Origin of the sequence: Pectobacterium atrosepticum, from assembly GCF_000740965.1 — a bacterium.
GTDB lineage: Bacteria > Pseudomonadota > Gammaproteobacteria > Enterobacterales > Enterobacteriaceae > Pectobacterium > Pectobacterium atrosepticum.
The window spans coordinates 2,546,068-2,563,685 of sequence record NZ_CP009125.1; the positions used below are offsets into that span (position 1 = coordinate 2,546,068).

At 46.4% G+C, this 17,618-nt stretch carries 15 protein-coding genes and 2 pseudogenes; 8 read left to right on the forward strand and 9 right to left on the reverse strand.

From position 1 onward, the window contains the following. Nucleotides 1-116 precede the first annotated feature (116 nt). The 5 genes from GZ59_RS11230 to GZ59_RS11250 all read left to right on the forward strand — a co-directional run bounded on the left by GZ59_RS11230 (nucleotide 117) and on the right by GZ59_RS11250 (nucleotide 7,133). On the forward strand, nucleotides 117-1,175 hold the full coding sequence (locus GZ59_RS11230) for an alpha/beta hydrolase (RefSeq protein WP_226302312.1): 1,059 nt from the start codon (nucleotides 117-119) through the stop codon (nucleotides 1,173-1,175). A gap of 12 nt (nucleotides 1,176-1,187) precedes the next feature. Continuing rightward, a complete protein-coding gene (locus tag GZ59_RS11235; protein ID WP_039291824.1) occupies nucleotides 1,188-2,306 on the forward strand; it encodes an NADH-dependent flavin oxidoreductase in 1,119 nt (372 codons plus the stop codon). A 1,285-nt stretch (nucleotides 2,307-3,591) separates the two neighbouring features. Next, nucleotides 3,592-4,629, forward strand: coding sequence for an IS630 family transposase (locus GZ59_RS11240; protein ID WP_039291827.1), 1,038 nt, complete (start codon nucleotides 3,592-3,594; stop codon nucleotides 4,627-4,629). Between the two features lies 1 nt (nucleotide 4,630). Continuing rightward, nucleotides 4,631-6,091: a hypothetical protein gene (locus GZ59_RS11245; protein ID WP_039291830.1), complete on the forward strand. Its 1,461-nt coding sequence runs from the start codon at nucleotides 4,631-4,633 to the stop codon at nucleotides 6,089-6,091. Nucleotides 6,092-6,185: 94 nt separating this feature from the next. Beyond that, on the forward strand, nucleotides 6,186-7,133 hold the full coding sequence (locus GZ59_RS11250) for a patatin-like phospholipase family protein (protein WP_039291834.1): 948 nt from the start codon (nucleotides 6,186-6,188) through the stop codon (nucleotides 7,131-7,133). A 102-nt stretch (nucleotides 7,134-7,235) separates the two neighbouring features. Here the strand turns inward: GZ59_RS11250 and GZ59_RS23895 are convergent. Next, nucleotides 7,236-7,499, reverse strand: a pseudogene (locus tag GZ59_RS23895) (IS630 family transposase); the annotation flags it as partial. On the opposite strand from GZ59_RS23895, the pseudogene GZ59_RS23270 reads away from it, so the two are divergent. Next, nucleotides 7,473-8,107, forward strand: a pseudogene (locus GZ59_RS23270) (transposase); the annotation flags it as partial. The pseudogenes GZ59_RS23895 and GZ59_RS23270 overlap by 27 nt on opposite strands. Here the strand turns inward: GZ59_RS23270 and GZ59_RS23675 are convergent. After that, nucleotides 8,086-8,766, reverse strand: coding sequence for an integrase (locus GZ59_RS23675; RefSeq protein WP_155242705.1), 681 nt, complete (start codon nucleotides 8,764-8,766; stop codon nucleotides 8,086-8,088). The pseudogene GZ59_RS23270 and the gene GZ59_RS23675 overlap by 22 nt on opposite strands. 373 nt (nucleotides 8,767-9,139) lie before the next feature. Between GZ59_RS23675 and GZ59_RS11265 the strand changes: the two genes are divergently transcribed. Beyond that, a complete protein-coding gene (locus tag GZ59_RS11265) occupies nucleotides 9,140-9,406 on the forward strand; it encodes a YjbD family protein (RefSeq protein ID WP_039291837.1) in 267 nt (88 codons plus the stop codon). Here the strand turns inward: GZ59_RS11265 and GZ59_RS11270 are convergent. The 7 genes from GZ59_RS11270 to GZ59_RS11300 all read right to left on the reverse strand — a co-directional run bounded on the left by GZ59_RS11270 (nucleotide 9,403) and on the right by GZ59_RS11300 (nucleotide 16,364). Then, entirely contained in the window at nucleotides 9,403-10,302 is a 900-nt protein-coding gene (locus GZ59_RS11270) for an HTH-type transcriptional regulator ArgP (RefSeq protein ID WP_071598462.1), read from the reverse strand. The genes GZ59_RS11265 and GZ59_RS11270 overlap by 4 nt on opposite strands. Nucleotides 10,303-10,490: 188 nt before the next feature. Continuing rightward, the gene (locus GZ59_RS11275; RefSeq protein WP_039291840.1) at nucleotides 10,491-12,464 is read right to left on the reverse strand and encodes a methyl-accepting chemotaxis protein; all 1,974 of its coding nucleotides are present in this window, start codon (nucleotides 12,462-12,464) and stop codon (nucleotides 10,491-10,493) included. 169 nt (nucleotides 12,465-12,633) lie between these two features. Further along, nucleotides 12,634-13,119: a GNAT family N-acetyltransferase gene (locus tag GZ59_RS11280; RefSeq protein ID WP_039291843.1), complete on the reverse strand. Its 486-nt coding sequence runs from the start codon at nucleotides 13,117-13,119 to the stop codon at nucleotides 12,634-12,636. Nucleotides 13,120-13,268: 149 nt separating this feature from the next. Next, entirely contained in the window at nucleotides 13,269-14,465 is a 1,197-nt protein-coding gene (locus GZ59_RS11285; protein WP_039291845.1) for an MFS transporter, read from the reverse strand. A gap of 136 nt (nucleotides 14,466-14,601) precedes the next feature. Continuing rightward, a complete protein-coding gene (locus GZ59_RS11290; RefSeq protein ID WP_039291847.1) occupies nucleotides 14,602-15,156 on the reverse strand; it encodes a TetR/AcrR family transcriptional regulator in 555 nt (184 codons plus the stop codon). A 105-nt stretch (nucleotides 15,157-15,261) separates the two neighbouring features. Next, nucleotides 15,262-15,648 carry a cytochrome b562 gene (locus GZ59_RS11295; RefSeq protein ID WP_223257694.1) on the reverse strand — a complete coding sequence of 129 codons (387 nt, stop codon included), beginning with the start codon at nucleotides 15,646-15,648 and terminating at the stop codon, nucleotides 15,262-15,264. Between the two features lie 287 nt (nucleotides 15,649-15,935). Further along, nucleotides 15,936-16,364 carry an OsmC family protein gene (locus tag GZ59_RS11300; protein ID WP_039291849.1) on the reverse strand — a complete coding sequence of 143 codons (429 nt, stop codon included), beginning with the start codon at nucleotides 16,362-16,364 and terminating at the stop codon, nucleotides 15,936-15,938. Between the two features lie 333 nt (nucleotides 16,365-16,697). Between GZ59_RS11300 and GZ59_RS11305 the strand changes: the two genes are divergently transcribed. After that, nucleotides 16,698-17,387, forward strand: coding sequence for an expansin EXLX1 family cellulose-binding protein (locus GZ59_RS11305; protein ID WP_011093777.1), 690 nt, complete (start codon nucleotides 16,698-16,700; stop codon nucleotides 17,385-17,387). Nucleotides 17,388-17,618 lie beyond the last annotated feature (231 nt).

Below are 17,618 nucleotides of genomic sequence, written 5' to 3' on the forward strand. Positions count from 1 at the left end.
CTAAGCTCATGCACTATTAAGCATCTAATCTCTGAATATCATTGGAAGTATGATGATTTCTGAAATGACAAATGAACTATTCGCCGCTGTCATCGAATGAATGAAGGAGTCTTGCAATGAGCAATAAAACAGGTGGGCTCAGCCGCCGAAATTTCATCCTGAAAAGCTCGGTTGTCTCAGCTGGCTTTTTGATGGCAGGTAAGGCATCAGCAGTACTTCCCCCGACGCCGAGTGTTTCCGGAACGACAACCCATATTGACGGTGTCACCGTCCAGAGTGTCATGTTCAGGAATCACGAGATTATGATGTCGGGTAACATCTATCTTCCCAAAGGTTTCAGCGAAGATCAAAAGTATGCTGCAATCGTCGTGGTACACCCCGGCGGAGGCGTAAAAGAGCAGACGGCGGGTCTGTACGCACTCAAGTTGGCGGAAGCTGGCTTTGTTACGCTTGCCTTTGATGCGTCACATCAGGGGGCCAGTGGCGGTTTGCCTCGTTTTCTTGATGACCCTATGAAACGTGTCGGTGATTTCTACAGTGCTGTCGATTACCTGACTACGCTGCCTTATGTTGATACCGCACGCATCGGCGCACTGGGAGTTTGTGCGGGTAGTGGTATTACCGTGAAAGCCGCCATGACCGAACGACGTATTAAAGTGCTGGCAACAGTCAGTGCGGTAGATGTGGGTGCAGCAACCCGGAAGGGCTGGGAGGGTAATACGAATGAGTCTGAACTTATTCAGACTCTGGACGCTGTCGCTAAGCAGCGCTCGGCAGAAGCCGCGGGGGGAGCCCCCGTCTATGTCAACTATGTACCTAAAATCGGGGACACTACTGCACCTCGTGATCTTCAGGAAGCCGCTGATTACTATTTGACAGCCCGCGGTAGATACCCGACATCAACCAATCAGATGTTAATGACCAGTATCAGCACTCTGGCGTCCTTTACTGGATTTGAAGGCGCGGATATTTACATCACACAACCCCTCCTGATGATAGCCGGTAGCAAAGCAGGGTCACTCTGGCATAGCCAGCAACTGCATACCAGTGCTGCCTCAGAGCAAAAAGAACTCTATATCATCCCGGGTGCGACGCACATGGATCTCTACGATGGCAAGGGTGCAACTACCGCGGCTAAAAAGCTGGCCCCGTTCTTCAAGAAAAATCTCGTATAAGGAAAATCATCGATGAAACACGCTGCACTTTTTGAAAAACTCTCACTGGGTCAGGGTATTACTTTACGTAACCGTATTGTCATGGCACCGATGACGACCTGGTCTGGTAACGACGACGGCACGGTGTCTGAAGATGAAGAGGCTTATTACCGTTTACGTGTGAAGGATATTGGTCTGGTCATTACCGGTTGCACGCATGTACAGGAAAATGGCATTGGATTTACCGGTGAGTTTGCTGCTTATGATGACAAATTTATTCCCAGCTTAAAGCGGCTTGCTGCAGCAGCAAAAAGCGGTGGGGCACCGGCGATTCTGCAAGTTTTCCACGCAGGTGTCAAAACCCGACCCGATCTCGTCTCTGACATTGTGGCTGCGAGCGCCGTTCCCGGGGATGCCGGTCCGTCGGCTCCCTCCGTCACTCCTCGTGAACTTCAAAATGAGGAAGTTCTCATGGTCGTTCAGGCCTTTGGTGAAGCAACTCGGCGTGCTATTGAAGCTGGTTTTGATGGTGTTGAACTCCATGGCGCACATGGCTTTTTACTGCAGAATTTCTTCTCACCACATTTTAATCAACGCACCGATTGCTGGGGTGGTTCTCCTGATAACCGTATGCGCTTTCCACTCGCCGTTGCCAGTGAAGTGCGTAAAACTATTTCCGAACATGCCACTGGTCCTTTTCTGCTCGGTTATCGGATCACTCTTGATGAATCACATGAAGATGGCTTACGAATAAAAGACTCTCTTCAGCTCATTGATAACTTGATAGATGTTGGTATCAACTATCTTCATGTTTCATTAGGTAATGCGCTGGAAGCTCGGCCAGTCGACGGGCCGAACGGTCCTAAAATCATTGAAATCGTTCGAGACCATCTCGACGGCCGCATACCGTTCATCGCTGCGGGTCAGATCAGGACACCAGAGCAAGCCGACGACGCCCTTGCGGCGGGCCTTTCTCTTGCCGCAATCGGGCAGGGACTAGTTATGAATCCTGACTGGGTTCGGATTGCGAGTGGTGAATCTTCAGATCCGATCGCTCTCGACGTGGCAGCTTGCGACGTCGAGTCACTTGCTATCCCTCGAAAACTGTGGGGCATTATCGAAGACACTACGGGGTGGTTTAACGTTCGGTAAACTCAGGCTTTCAGGGACATCTTTCACATCCATGAAGAAACACATTTACCTGACCTATAATCCCTTAAAATACTGGTTCTGACGGGCATTGAGTGGGCGCCGGAAATGTGTTTTCGACAAATTTCTCGTTTATTCCATTTCTAAATATTTATCTGGGCAGACACGCTGCCCGGATATTGTAGCCGGTGAACGCAACGCTAGATGATCTACAAGATATTGTAAGGGATACAGCAGAAGCTGGCTGGTCCAAGTATCCATCAACACCCATAGCCGATGTCGGTGGTTGATATTGAGCTGGGTGAGCATGAACATGCGCACCTTTTCTGGGATCGTATCCGTCCTCAACAGTCGTGATGATCAGACCAAATTTATCTCCTAATAATTATGGTTATGAAGAAAATGTACTCTGTACCTAACGCAAGAAACGGGAGGGAAGTCAGAAATTACTAACGTATTGATTTATCGCAACGTGGATGTGGCTTATGAACTTATTTACCATCACAGGTTATTAACTTATGTTGAGTGAGAATCCAATTCATAAACAACAGATGCCATATCTCTTTGCTTTGAATGAGTATTTTTAATAGAAAGAAGAGTTAACTTTCAAATAACTTCACGAACTAACAGAGAATCCGCTTCTTATGAGCATTTTCTGGCCGCTTACTTTTCTTCCGTTCATGAACCGTTTCCCACCATAATCGCATAGTCAGGCCTATCAAGCTTTAGGGTTTATCTGATTGTCTTCTTGAGCTATTCATGAATTTTGTTAACATTCAGATACATCAATACTTAATCGGAACTGATATCTCTGAGGGCGGTAGCGTTGTCAAGGCTGGTTGGTTTTTCCAGCGGAGGATAAGTTCAATCCGTAGTAGCAAGTTTGGTCTGATTTTACCCACCAATAGTGGACACGCCACTAAGTGAGTAAACTCTCAATCAGAGGTGACTCATGACAAAACCATCATCAACCACTAAGAAGCTCCGTAAACAGCACACACCTGAATTTCGCAACGAGGCTCTCAAGCTTGCAGAGCATATCGGTGTTGCCGCCGCTGCACGATAACTCAGCCTGTATGAATCACAGCTTTATGCCTGGCGCAGCAAGCCCACAGACTGATCCGCAAGGATAATGGACAGCGAGTATATGATAGCCGGATTTTAAATGATAAATATAACGATGCACTAAATAACTTTGCAAAATAATAGATCACTTGGAGGGAACTCAGTCCGAATTGAGCGATCTGATCAATCGCCAAACATCACAAATCACCAACCGGACTGAGCGATGCCGATCATAGCAGTAATCCCTGATGAAGAACGACAACTGATGCGTAAAGAAATCCAGCAGACACGCGATAAAAATTACGCCAGACGACTCATTGCCATGCTGATGTTGCATCGCGGGATGACCGTCACCGACGTTGCCAGACTGCTCTGCGCTGCCCGCTCATCCGTCGGTCGATGGATTAATTGGTTTACTTTACATGGTATTGAAGGACTACAAAGTCTCAGGTCCGGACGTGCTCCCCGGTGGCCTGTCGCTGATATTCTTCAGGTTCTTCCACTGCTGGTACAACGCTCTCCGCAGGATTTCGGCTGGCTGCGTTCCCGATGGAGCACTGAGTTATTGGTACTTATCGTTAATCGGCTTTTTAATGTAGCGCTTCATCCCGCCACGTTGCACCGTTACCTGAGACGAGCGGGTATTGTCTGGCGCAGAGCCGCACCGACACTGAAAATCAAAGACCCGCACTATGAGGAAAAGCGACTCGCCATCGAACACGCTGTCGCGCGGAAGCAGACCGACCATCCGGTATTCTATCAGGATGAAGTCGATATCGACCTGAACCCGAAAATCGGTGCAGACTGGATGCTCAAAGGACAACAGAAGCGTATTACTACGCCGGGACATAACCAAAAACATTATCTGGCAGGTGCACTGCATTCGGACACGAGGCGAGTCCATTATGTCGGCGGTAACAGCAAGTGCTCTGATTTATTTATCAATCTGTTAGAGGCATTACGGCGCACATACCGGCGAGCAAAAACGCTCACGATAGTGGTAGATAACTACATTATCCATAAAAGCCACAAGGTGGAGCGCTGGCTGGAGAAAAACAAGAAGTTCAGGTTGTTGTTCCTGCCAACGTATTCGCCGTGGCTGAATCCAATAGAATTGCTGTGGCTGTCGTTGCACGAAACCATAACGCGTAACCATCAGTGCCGATATATGTGGCAATTGCTGGGTCGGGTAAATCAATTTATGAATGCGGCCTCACCGTTCCCCGGCAATCATCATGGTCTGGCTAAAGTGGAGCGATAATATGCAAAGTTATTTAGACCTCGCATTACATATATCGCGAAGACATGAAAAACCAGCAATAAAGTTTTCGAGGGAAAGTGATTTAAAAAATAGCAGTCAACTACTATTCATCAAGAATAAGGATTTAATTTTGCAAAACTACTCTGAAATGAAAGGATATAAAAAGTTAGAATTTAGAGTTATTCCAACCTTGGTTGATTCTTTAAGTTCATTTTTTTGCGCAAGAATAAAATACACCTCCTCGCCGATGAATTATTTAAAGGACAAATACGACCTTGATGTTAGCTTATTTCCAAATAGAGGTGTTTATATTATTGATGATGAAAAAACCGTTATATTAGGAAAGTTTATAGAAAACAAAACAGTTAAGTATGTTTTTTCGATAGAGATAATGGGTGTTAATTTATCATATGTGCCTAGTTTTTTAAATTCATTGGAAGCCGTGATTGCTCGTAAACTAAGTAATAACACTTGCCTTCAGTTAGCCGAAGACTACTTTTTTTTTGGTGATCAGTTATTAGAGAAATCCATTGTACACTTTCTAGGTAAAGGGCATTATAACCAGAGTGCGTTGCAAGTGTTAATGCAATCATTCCACAAAATATCCTCCTTTCAATATGAAGGTAACTCTTTCACAACCGGTTTACTTTTAACGAAATCTTATGTCGACTTTATAAAGAATAAAAGTCTAAAAGAAAGAGGGGGGTTTTTATCTGAACTACATTCAAAGTTAGTAATTATAGGTAGCACTACAGTAAATAAGCGGCTATGGTTTTTAGTTGATGGAGAGTCGACTTTTTTCCTTGCAACGATGCGTCGAGGTAAAACCCAAATACAAAATTATTTCACTCTGGAGTCTAGCGACATTAGAAACAATGGCTTTGTGGATAATTACAACTTAGTCAAAACGATGAAGGGTAATGATATTCTCTTCAGAGTTACTGGTTGTGCTGAGTTTTCGATTACGACTCCTAAAGGAATCGATTTTAATTATAAGGAGGGGAAATGGATTTTCCGTAATTTAGAATGGTACATTTTCATGCTTTGTTCGCTATTGAAAGCAGAACGCAATGTAATGGAAAGCTTACTGAATTATCTCTTTCTACTATCTAATAGAAGAACTAGCAGCATTATTTGGATGCCGGAGAATGAAGAGGAAATCGCAAGTGTCACTAATAACATCAACGTATTTACAAAGGATGAAATTACAATAACAAATATAAATCACAAAGCAATTATAACAAGGATTTTTTCAAGTGATGGGACTGCTATTTTATCAAAAAAAGGCAGCCTTATTTCATTCTCTACAATGATTAGTCATGATAATAATACTACTGGGCCGCTAAGCGGCACAGGTGAAAAAGTTGCAGAGTATTTATCAAAAAATGGAGTCGCAATTAAGGTATCACAGGATGGTAGCATAAAATTATTTCACCAAGGGAAAATTAAAATTATTCTATAACTCAATCATGTTTTAATTTTTTAATAGAATTGAATAGCGCATACTTTTTTTAGAGAGTATCCTTGCTGATTGCCAAATTAAAATTGGAGTCGAGATGGTTAATTTCGCGGAAGAAAAAGATGAAGGGAAAATATTACGCATACTTTCTCTGGATGGAGGTGGCGCAAAAGGTTTCTATACTCTCGGCGTACTGAAAGAGATAGAGTCGTCGATAGAAACTCCGTTACATCAGAAATTCGATTTGGTTTTTGGTACTAGTACTGGAGCTATAATTGCATCACTAATTTCTTTAGGTTACAATATTGACTCTATTTTAGAACTTTATCGAAAATACGTCCCCGCGATAATGTCAAAAAAGAGAGCTCATGACAGATCTGTTGCATTAGAGGCGTTAGCATACGAGGTTTTCGGTGATGCGATGTTTGAGGATGTAAAAACAGGCATAGGAGTTGTGGCTGCTAAGTGGTCAACTGAACGTCCTATGATTTTCAAAGGAAATATAATGCAGGCCCATGGACGGAGAAAATCGTTCATTCCGGGATTTGGTGTTAGTATCGCCGATGCAGTCAAAGCTTCTTGTTCCGCTTACCCATTTTTTGAACGTACTATCGTTCGGACCTCCTTAGGAGAGGAGATAGAACTTATTGATGGTGGTTACTGTGCTAATAACCCTACTTTATATGCTATCGCAGATGCAATTAAGGCTTATAATATTGAGCGGGATAGTATTCGCGTGGTTAATATTGGTGTTGGTAATTACCCAGAACCCAAGCCTAAATTGCTTATGCGTTTAGCTAGAAAGTACTTGGTTAGTATACAATTATTGCAAAAAACATTAGAGATAAATACGCAGTCTATGGATCAACTGCGTCAAATAATGTTTGATGATGTGCCAACTATCCGAATTAGTGACTCATATGTTGCGCCTGAAATGGCAACCGACCTACTCGAGCATGATATCAAAAAACTTGATGTCCTCTTTCAACGAGGGAGAGAGTCATTTTCTTCTCATGAGAAAGAGCTTTTAGAATACTTGATGTAAACAGCGCTGACTGACCGGAATATAACAGGGAACGACCTCATGAACCCCTGAATAACCCGATACCGGAAGAGTACCGACTGATGGCTGAAAAAACCGGAAACACAGTAGTTCTATTTTGCTTACCCATACCGAGCAAACTAACTGATAAATAACAATAAATTTCGTTTTCCGCTTCAACCATCTCAACGTATTTTTGCTTTTGTGGATGATGTAATTATCAACGATCAGTGTGATTGTTTTGGCACAGTGATATGCGCTTCTCAACTTGCGTAACATTTTGATAAATAGTTCTGAGCTCTTACTTGTTCCGCTAGCGTAATCCACTCTTCCCGTTCCTGCATGGAGGGACCCGACAAGAAGCGTTTTTCCGACGAACAGATCATCAGTATCCTCCGCGAAGCTGAAGCCGGGGTTTCTGCCCGTGAGCTCTGCCGCAAACACGCCATTTCCGATGCCACCTTTTATACCTGGCGTAAGAAGTATGGCGGTATGGAGGTGCCCGAGGTTAAGCGCCTGAAGTCGCTTGAGGAAGAGAACGCAAGACTCAAGAAGCTGCTTGCCGAAGCCATGCTGGATAAGGAGGCACTTCAGGTGGCTCAGCGTCCGGCGGCTGATGCGCATTTATCAGGGCGCATCACTGAGCTGGCACTGGAGCGCAGGCGTTTTGGTTACCGCCGCATCTGGCAGTTACTGCGCCGTGAAGGCCTTCATGTTAATCACAAGCGCGTGTACCGCCTTTATCATCTGAGAGGGCTGGGCGTAAAACGCAGACGACGTCGTAAAGGGCTGGCAACAGAACGTCTGCCGCGGCTCGGAAGTTCAGCCCGGTCAGCTACCGTGAACATGGGTTGCCAGTATCAGAGAACCTATTGAAGCAGGATTTTTACGCCAGCGGCCCGAATCAAAAATGGGCCGGCGATATCACGTATTTACGCACGGATGAAGGGTGGCTTTATCTTGCCGTTGTTCTCGATAAATAATTACGAAACTGAATTTCGCCGATAGGGAAGGGGTTAATAGGGTTCGCTCGGGAACGTGAACTCGGCCTGATAACCTCGTAAAAAACCCTTACCATCTCAGGTGTTAAGCTACGGAATTGTTTGTGAGATTTTTTTATTTTACCAATTTGAAACTCATCCCGGAGCATCGATACGCGATTTGTCAATCGAGAGGAAAGACGAGACAATTCCTTAGGAGATTCATCCATATATCGTGGTGAAATATAAGTGTTAATCATATATGTGATAAAGCGAATAACCGAATGCACATGCTTTGCATTCGTGCAACTTTGAGTAGTCGGTTTTTGGTGGTTTGTGATCCTGAGTATAGGAACACCTGGTTTTCCGCATTCCAAATAATGGAAAAAAGCTTCCAGCTCTTCAATAGCAATCAGAGGATTATGTCCCGACTGGTAAAAACTGAAGCAAAAAGTTACTCCATATTTATTAAACCAAAACTCATAGAAAAACTTTAGCGCCTGGAGGGTAGTTGCTTGAGTGGACGCAGAACGTAAAGACAGGCGGTCGACAAGAAATCTAAGTGGAAACAAAAGTGGCAGGTTTGTTTCTGAATCGACCAACACCCACAGTCGCTTATGCGGCACAACATTGAGCTGAGTGACTACAAACACCATAAATTCCTCATCAAGTGCATGGATATGAAGAAAGTAACTCTTAACATAACTGCTGCAATGAAAAGGTGAGCGACGTTTTAACTACATGATTTCCAGTGGTGAGGATTGATTCGTGAAGTAATTGTGCATTAAACAAGATTTAACATAATATACATTATGCGAACCTATAGATGAAAAGGCAGGAACTGACCGTTCTACTGAGTAAATTCCCACGCATCCGCAAAACACTTTTTCCGGCATCAACAATCATTCAACCGTGTTAACGGTAACCACTAATTATTTAATACGGAAAGACACGCGGTGCGATTTATCTGGGACTCAGAGTGTTTTCCTCTACAATGTGTTTTCCAGTTCGCTTATTAGGTCCATTCCCATGCCCAGACTGACTCAGAAAGACATGACAGAAAGTGAACAACGTCAACTCAAGACGTTACTCGATCAAGCGAGAAAAAAACAGGATCGTCCACTGACCAACTCTGAGAGTAATCATATTAAAGATGATTACATCGATAAACTGATGAAGGAACGTGAAGCCGTGGCAAAGCAAGCGCGGGTCGAGAAGAAGAAAAATAAATTCAAGCCTGATTCCTCTACAACTTATGAGTGGTCTGCTAATACGAATTTACGAGGACGCCGCTAGCATCCCGGCTCGGATGATTGAAAAAGATGCCTAACGGCCGCTGCTCGCACGCTCTGACTTAATGCTTCCAGCGGCACAGAGCGGATATTCCACCGGTGCCAGTACAGGCGGATATCTATCGGGTTCCCGATTTGCAACTGCACCAGCTCGCCTTTTTCTTTATGAGGTGATGCCATATGTTCAGGGATCATCCCCCACCCTAACCCTCTGAAAATGGCGCCGACAAAGGCTGCGGTTGAAGGGACAAATTGCTGAGGCGGTTCAATCACTTCAGGAACCAGCGATTCAATGAATAAGGACTGTAGCCTGTCTTTATTGTTAAATATCAGGAGCGGCGCTTTTTGCAAACTGTCTGCATTAATGCCGTCAGCAAAGTACGTATCGTGAAAAATCTGTGAACAATAGGCGCGATAGCGCATCGTTCCCAAATATTCTACGCCGCATCCTTGAATCGGCTCCGGGCTGGCACTGACAGCGGCCATTACCCGACCTTCACGCAACAAGGTCGCTGAATGCTCCTGATCCTCAACGAGGATGTCGAGCAAAATACCGGATTGGTGACAGACATCCTCCATCGCATCCAGAAACCATCCATCTATAGAGTCCGCATTTACAGCCACTGAGATACTTTGTCTAGCTGGCATTTCAAGCGTGCTGAAGAGCTCACTCTCCAACATATCTATCTGTTCTGCGTGTCGAAGTAGCGCTTGTCCCGTTGGCGTTGCACGACAGGGATTGCCTCTTACGATCAGTACCTGACCAAGCTGATCTTCCAACTGCTTGATACGCTGGCTGATGGCAGACGGCGTGACGTGAAGCTTACGGGCCGCAACCTCAAAACTGCCGCTACGGACGATCTCCATGAACGCTTTCAGGCAAGGGTAATTCAGGTGCATGGTTATTTTTTCTTAACAAGATCAGAATGATTTAATTTGCCTTAATTAAGGGAACGATACAACTTTCACAGCGTTGCGAATGCTATACGCGAATCGGGGAAAATTTGTGGGTATGGGAGGAAGAATCACAGAAGTGCTGAATATAGTAACCCAGCGACCATGAGGTCGCCGGGTTACTGTGTTTCTTTTTATCTCAATAACGCATGAGGTAAAGCGTGCTGCTGTTCCAGACGGAAATGCTCTATCGTTTGCGCCAACAGCATGGACTGATCTTCCAGCGAACTGGCGGCGGCAGACATCTGCTGTACCAGTGCGGAGTTTTGCTGCGTTACGCCATCCATTTCATTGACGGCAATCGTTACCTGACTGATGCCTTTCGCTTGCTCATCCGATGCGGTGACAATTTCACCGATAATACTTTGTACCGAGTTGACGGCATGCGTCATATCCTGCATGGTTTTACCCGCGTCGTTCACCAGCTTAACGCCACTTTCAACGCGCTGGCTGGATTCCTCAATCAGAGCGGCAATCTCTTTCACAGCGCTAGCGCTGCGCTGTGCCAGACTGCGAACTTCAGATGCCACGACGGCGAATCCTCTTCCCTGCTCACCCGCTCGCGCCGCCTCCACCGCTGCGTTCAGCGCCAGAATGTTGGTCTGGAAAGCGATGCTGTTAATCATGGCGGTAATGTCGCCAATCTTCTTCGCACTATCATCAATCTGCGACATAGTCTGAACCACCTGACTGACCAGCGATTCACCGCGCAGAGCTATCTTCGTGGCATTTTCTGTCAGCGTTGTGGCTTGATGGGCATTGTTGGCATTGTGTTTCACCGTGGCGGTAATCTCTTCCATGCTCGCCGCCGTTTGCTCCAGCGCGGCAGCCTGCTGCTCCGTACGCGAAGCGAGGTTGAGGTTACCGCTGGCAATTTCCGCAGCGCCTTGTCGCACGGAATCACTGGCGTCTTTGATCTGTCCCACCACCTGACGCAGCTGTGATTGCATCGTATTCAGCGCGAAGAACAGGCTGCTGCGATCGTTGGCTTTCACGTCAATCACATTACTCAATCGTCCTTCCGCAACAGACAGTGCAATGGTTGCGGCTTCAAGTGGCTCGCCGCCAATCGGTTTAAGCACTTTGCGGCTGAATACCCAGCCCAGCAGCGCGCTCACCAACAGAATGCTGATCACCATCATGATGACGGCATTAATCAACTGGCGCTCAGACGCGGCCATCACTTGACTCACGGGCACAACAATCCCGAGATACCATTTCTCTGTGCTGTTGCCAATGGTGACGGGCTGCCAAGTAACCAGCGCTTGCTCGCCCAGAATCGCATCGTCGTGCTGTACCACAGAAGAGGTGAAATTGTCCGTCGGTCCTTGCCAAGCTTTGCTCGTCTGAGATTTGTCAGGATAAGAGATGACTTTACCCGCGCTGGATAACAACATCGCGTAGCCACCGCCTTCCCAGGGTTTAATCTGGTTAATTTTTTGCTGCAATGACGCAAGAGAAATGTCTGAAGTGACGACACCCCACAGTTTCCCCTGACTAACAATCGGTGCGGCGACTGATGTCAGCAGCGTCGGAACGCCGTTGTAAGCATAGGTGTAGGGTTCGATTAGCGTATCTTTCTGGCTCTTTTGCGGCAGCAGATAGTAATCGCCTTGGCCGGGAGTCAGGTAGGAAAGCAGAGGATGCATGGCGTAATTACCTGCCTGATCGCGGTCAACAAACCAGGCATAGCGACCTTTCGGCGCCTGACCCGGTTGATCGGCAAACTCGGCATCACGTCCGTCAAACACGTTCTCTTCAAAAATGACTGAAATCGAAAGGTATTCCGGGTTATCCCGCAGAGCATATTCCATCATTTTATCGACCACTGCGCGGTCTTTAATGCCTGCGGATGGCAAAGCAGCCAGCCCTTGCCCGAGGTTATGCGCTACATCACGTGCGTAGTTGAGTTCCTGCTGAATTCTCAGGGCTTCGCTTTGAGCTATTTGCTGTAAATAGCGTTCGGCCAAAGACTTTTGTTCACTACTAGACTGCCAGCTGAGCACGCCGATGGTGACAGCAAAACCGAGTGCGATGGTGAATGCGCCAGTTAGCAATACCTGGGCGCGGGTGCTCATTGTCTTTTTTTGTATTAATTGTTTGGCCATTATGGCTCTCCTGGTGTTGATTCTGATCGTAATCAACATTCCCTTGCAATGAGTTCCCTGCTATTTGTCTATCGGCGTTTTTTTTTTGAACTTTAGCGGCGCAGGAATGAACTAGAGATAAGGGGCGGAGGCCAATGGTCGTCGGAGATCGTTTTTTTACGTCATAGACTTAGCCGCAGTCTGACGATGAGTCTGATTCCAGACTTTTGTGCATATTAAAACCGGTAATCTGGAATCCCTGTTTTTCATATAACGCCTTCGCGACCGAGTTACTCGTAGCCACTCTCAGCCCGATTTCGCTGATGCCTAATGCAGCGACCGCAACGTCCATCGCTGCTAGTGAAGCTTTACCGAATCCGCAGCCACGCCACGCGGGCAGAAGGCAAAAATCAGATATCCAGGCAGAATTTCCGTTCAGAATCACCCACAAATAGCCGATGACGCCGCCGCCGTCTAAAGAATGAATGCACCATAATTTATTGGCTGGCGTATGGATGCCTTGCGGCAACGCAATATCGATGGATTGCGTTGCGATCGCCCTCGCCTTTTCCGCGTCATATCCCCGAGACTCTTGTAAATCCTGAGCATATTCAAGAATAAAGAACTGACGATAGTCGGGATAATCCGACTCGGTCATATCCGTTAAGTTTACCATTATGTTCGCTTTACCCAACCCGAGTGACGGCCAGTCTCACGGCTGTTATTCAGCAGTGTCAGCCATCACGTAATTTATTTTCAACATAATCAATATAATGACACAATCAGCGCGGTTCCGATAATACGAAACGAAACCGCGCAGAAACGTCAGTATGGGGTTTCTGATGCCGTTCTGGTCGCACGATCGCGAGCGGAAGAAGAACAAATAAAGGCCAGAATCACCATGACAAGCACCGGCAGCATGGCGATGCGTAACCCCGCAACCTCGCCTAGAAAGCCCAATGCCGGCGGGCCCACGAGAAACGCAAAGTAGCCTAATGTTGCGGCAATCGTAACGCGAACAGCACTGTTTTCTCCACTTCCTGCGGCGGAAATCGTGAGCGGGAACCCCAGCGATGCACCAATACCCCAGAAGATAACGGCGGCAGCAGCCAGCAGTGGCGCATCGGAGAAGATAACCAGCGTTAGCCCTAATGCGGCGGAGGCGGCACTGAATCGGAGGACATTGACCTTGCCGAAGCGATCGACAAAATATCCTCCAGCAAAACGGCCCAGCGTCATACCCGCAGTAAACCCGACATAAACCAGCGTCCCCGTCGTGTGACCGAAATTGTGGCCATCGATCATCAGTAACGGCAGCCAGTCATTGGCTGAACCTTCCGCAAGCGCCATCGCCAGAATTACCACACCCAGAATCAACAATCGGCTGTCTTTAAGTTCGTTGAAAACCTGAGCCGTGTAGTTCCCCTTTTCTTCTTGCCCGGAACTGGCCAAATCGCTCAACCATGGCATTTGGCGCATCAGCAAAATAGCGATAAGTATCGACAGTGCAACCACGACGATAAAATGCATCGTCGTATTGACGCCAAAAGCCGTCATCGCCATCCCTGCCAGTGCACCAACCAGCGTTCCCAGGCTAAAGAAGCCGTGCAGCGTTGTCATTATGCTTTTCTTCAGGTGTTGCTCAAACGCCGCACCTTCAATGTTGATGGCGATATCAACCAAGCCGACACCCGCCCCGAAAATTAGTAGTCCCATAAAGGCGCAGGGCGTGCTCCGGATCGAAAGTGAAACGGCAAGCACAAGTAACCCAAGCAGAAGCAGCAGAAATCCACTGGCCATGGTTTTACGAATGCCGAGGACGTTAATGACTTTACCCGCGGCCAATACACCGAGCATGGAACCACATGAAAAACCGAACAGGATCATGCCGATGGTTTCCGTTGAAGCATTCAGAACATCACGCATCACAGGGGTTCGGGTCACCCACGTTGCCCACGTAAAACCGGGAATGAACATCAGCCCAAACAGTGCGAATTTATTGATAGCGGGTTTTGTGGTCATAGCTCTCGTCGTCTTTATTTAAAAGTATTCGTACATATGTACGAATAACTATCGCACGAATATGCACCGCTTTGCACCTGTTTCATTACGTTCTTTTTTCACGGGAAGACGTCCGGCAAGATCGCGCCAGACGATATCAGGATGTCAGTTTTATCACCGTATTGAGAATGTCTTCGCGGCTAACTGCGTCATCATTGAGATAGTTATGGATCGTATATCCTTCAATCATCGCATCCAGTGAGCACGCGGTCGCAATGTTGAAATGAAGGTGAAGTGATTTTCTACTGCGCGTCATCCACTCCTGCAATATCAGCCGATACTCTTCTTTACGTGATGCCAGCGCGTACAGCTCAAAGCTTAATGTCAGATGACGTGGCGTCGCCCAGATATCGCCACAGATCAGATCAACCACCGCTTCACGTGCGCTGTCGATATCCTTTGCCTGCTTGAGGCGGACACGGAATGCCTGTGAGATGCCATCAACCATATAGACGAACGCGTTGTTGAGCAGCAATTCAATGCTGCTATAGCGATAGGTCAGCGTCCCCGGAGAAAGCCCAGCCTGTTGCGCAATTTTCCGGTAGGTTGCCCCCCGCACGCCATGGTCCAGAATGACTTCCAGCGCAGCCTCAAGAATTCTGTGTTGTGTATTTTTGCCATCATGCGCTGCATCGTGTGATGGTGACATCATTCTGTTCCCCTTAACTGGCAATGCTGACGATCGTAACCTTTATAACAAAAAAAGCCGCCAGCGGGTTCTATTCCCACTGGCGGCTTATGGTAAACGAAAAGCGGCTTAGCCTCTCAATTTACTGTGGTATTCACCCTTCAACGTATTGATTTCTGCTAATGCTGCTTTGGCTTCGCTCACTTTACCGGCATCCGCCAGAGCCTGTGCGCTATCGACTTTTTGCAAAATCTTATCCAAGCCTTCCACATAGGCTTTTCTATCTGGGCCGTCTGCAGGTTGCTTGGCGAAATCAGGCGGCACTTGCGTTTTAGCATGCTCGACGTGTTCGCGGAATGTGCTCAGCGCGGTTTTCAACGTTGCAGCATCGTCCGCTTTCGTCGCCGCGGTATAACTTTTTTGCATACCGCGCATGTCTTCCGACACGGTTGCATTCGCTAAAACCGGTGTCAGCAAACTCCCGGCCAGCAGTACAGAAAAACAGATCTTGGTCATTCTATTCATCTTGAATTCTCGCTTGTTTCCATAGCACGACATACTCGGAGAATCTGGCCATCACACGCCGGCCAGCCCAATATTGATCTTGTTATATTGCGTCCTACGCCATTGCCCACATCACGGAGCGATGGCTCTACTAATTTTATGGTTATTACGGTAAAGATGTTAAATTATTTTTAATCGTTTCGTTATTTTTAATTGTATAAATGTAAAAAAGCTCACCAGAATCACTCTGGTAAGCCTTTTATCAGCACTAATTTTATTGGTAAAGCAGATAAACAGTGTTAGTTCAACTGATAATCCAGCGTAATTTCGGCCTTAAGTACTTTTGACACTGGGCAGCCTGCCTTCGCTTTTTGGATAATCTTATCGAACGTGGCTTCATCAATCCCCGGTAGCTTCACCGTGCTGTGAAGGGCGATCTTGGTGATCGCGAATCCACCATCGACTTTATCCAGTGAGACATCCGCAGTCGTATCAATTGACTCAGGTTTATGGCCTTCTTCGCCCAACATCAGCGATAGCGCCATAGAGAAACAGGCCGCATGCGCCGCACCAATCAACTCTTCTGGGTTCGTACCGGGCTTACCCTCGAAACGGGTATTGAAGCCGTAAGGTTGCTGCTGCAATGCCCCGCTTTCCGTTGAAACCGTGCCCTTTCCCTGCTTGATATCACCTTCCCAATGCGCTTGCCCTTTCTTATGAATGGTCATGCAATCTCCTCTATCATTTTAGATTAGCTATTGGCAGCTATCCGCGTTAGAGCGAAATCATGCTGTCGTCATACCCTTTAAACCGTAGAACACATTTCGCATAAACCCAAATTGATTATTTCATCACATAATAATTTCACGCTATAGAAATAAACCTGGTGATATATTCACTGCTTTATTATTTTAAGATAAAACCGATTTACCTATTTATACAAAACTTGGATTATCGACGGGCCAAATCAATAGATTTTCGAAAAATGGACTTCTGTTTTGGCGTATTTATTTTTACAACTCACCTATGTTATTAATCTTGAATCATATTGGATGTGAAACATGAATAAAATAACCTCATTAGCGTTGTCCGCATTATGCGTCATTCCCCTAATTAATACCGCCCACGCCCAGTGGGAACTGGACGATATCTGTTACGGCTACGCTACCGCAACCGGCTCTGGGTATCAGGGCGGCGCGCTCTTGTTGGACCCTATTCCACAGAACATGGAAATCACCGCATTAAACCGGAGCCAACTGGATTATCGCGGCGTGAAAGCATCACTGGCTGGGGCTTACCTCAAAGTGAATGGCCCAAAAGGCAGCACGGTGGTTTATGTCACGGATCTTTACCCTGAAGGTGGAGATTGCGCATTAGACTTATCGTTTAACGCTTTCGAGAAAATAGGCGATCTGCGAGATGGGAAAATTAATATAGATTGGACGCTGATCGAAGCGCCAGTAAATGGCAACGTTATTTATCGTATAAAGGAAGGTTCAAATCCTTATTGGGCTGCGGTGCAATTTAGGAATGTAAAATATCCGGTTATTGAAATGAAATATATGCGCGATAACCAGTGGGTTGCTGCACAAAAAACCGATTATAACCACTTTATTGTTGAGCACGTTGGAATGAACGATATTCCTATTGAGTTTACCGATGTAAAAGGTAACGTCCTCAGTGACACGCTACCACCAATGTCACAAAGTACCTCATCTGCCTACCTGATCACGGGCAACGTCCAACTGTAGTCGCCCACAACTTGAGGGACGCTGACACCGTGCAGCCTCCCTCGCTTCTGCCATATTGCGTTTAAAAAAGCTCTCGCCATTTTTGCCAGCATTTTCATCACATTATCTGGCCATCGTCTACAGCTCGTGAGTACAGTTCTCGTTTCCCACTTTTTCTATTGCTTAAATATTTGTTAGTTTTACCACTTCTTTAAGCGTTTGATTCGCCATCATTCGCACTACAGTATACCC

Excerpts from the sequence above, each read along its gene's own strand:
- GZ59_RS11250 (WP_039291834.1), top strand. The coding sequence starts at position 6,186 with ATGGTTAATTTCGCGGAAGAAAAAGATGAAGGGAAAATATTACGCATA.
- GZ59_RS11300 (WP_039291849.1), bottom strand. The coding sequence starts at position 16,364 with ATGACCATTCATAAGAAAGGGCAAGCGCATTGGGAAGGTGATATCAAG.
- GZ59_RS11240 (WP_039291827.1), top strand. The coding sequence starts at position 3,592 with ATGCCGATCATAGCAGTAATCCCTGATGAAGAACGACAACTGATGCGT.
- GZ59_RS11275 (WP_039291840.1), bottom strand. The coding sequence starts at position 12,464 with ATGGCCAAACAATTAATACAAAAAAAGACAATGAGCACCCGCGCCCAG.
- GZ59_RS11265 (WP_039291837.1), top strand. The coding sequence starts at position 9,140 with ATGCCCAGACTGACTCAGAAAGACATGACAGAAAGTGAACAACGTCAA.
- GZ59_RS11290 (WP_039291847.1), bottom strand. The coding sequence starts at position 15,156 with ATGATGTCACCATCACACGATGCAGCGCATGATGGCAAAAATACACAA.
- GZ59_RS11235 (WP_039291824.1), top strand. The coding sequence starts at position 1,188 with ATGAAACACGCTGCACTTTTTGAAAAACTCTCACTGGGTCAGGGTATT.
- GZ59_RS11285 (WP_039291845.1), bottom strand. The coding sequence starts at position 14,465 with ATGACCACAAAACCCGCTATCAATAAATTCGCACTGTTTGGGCTGATG.
- GZ59_RS11305 (WP_011093777.1), top strand. The coding sequence starts at position 16,698 with ATGAATAAAATAACCTCATTAGCGTTGTCCGCATTATGCGTCATTCCC.
- GZ59_RS11280 (WP_039291843.1), bottom strand. The coding sequence starts at position 13,119 with ATGGTAAACTTAACGGATATGACCGAGTCGGATTATCCCGACTATCGT.
- GZ59_RS11295 (WP_223257694.1), bottom strand. The coding sequence starts at position 15,648 with ATGACCAAGATCTGTTTTTCTGTACTGCTGGCCGGGAGTTTGCTGACA.
- GZ59_RS11245 (WP_039291830.1), top strand. The coding sequence starts at position 4,631 with ATGCAAAGTTATTTAGACCTCGCATTACATATATCGCGAAGACATGAA.
- GZ59_RS11230 (WP_226302312.1), top strand. The coding sequence starts at position 117 with ATGAGCAATAAAACAGGTGGGCTCAGCCGCCGAAATTTCATCCTGAAA.
- GZ59_RS23675 (WP_155242705.1), bottom strand. The coding sequence starts at position 8,766 with ATGGTGTTTGTAGTCACTCAGCTCAATGTTGTGCCGCATAAGCGACTG.
- GZ59_RS11270 (WP_071598462.1), bottom strand. The coding sequence starts at position 10,302 with ATGCACCTGAATTACCCTTGCCTGAAAGCGTTCATGGAGATCGTCCGT.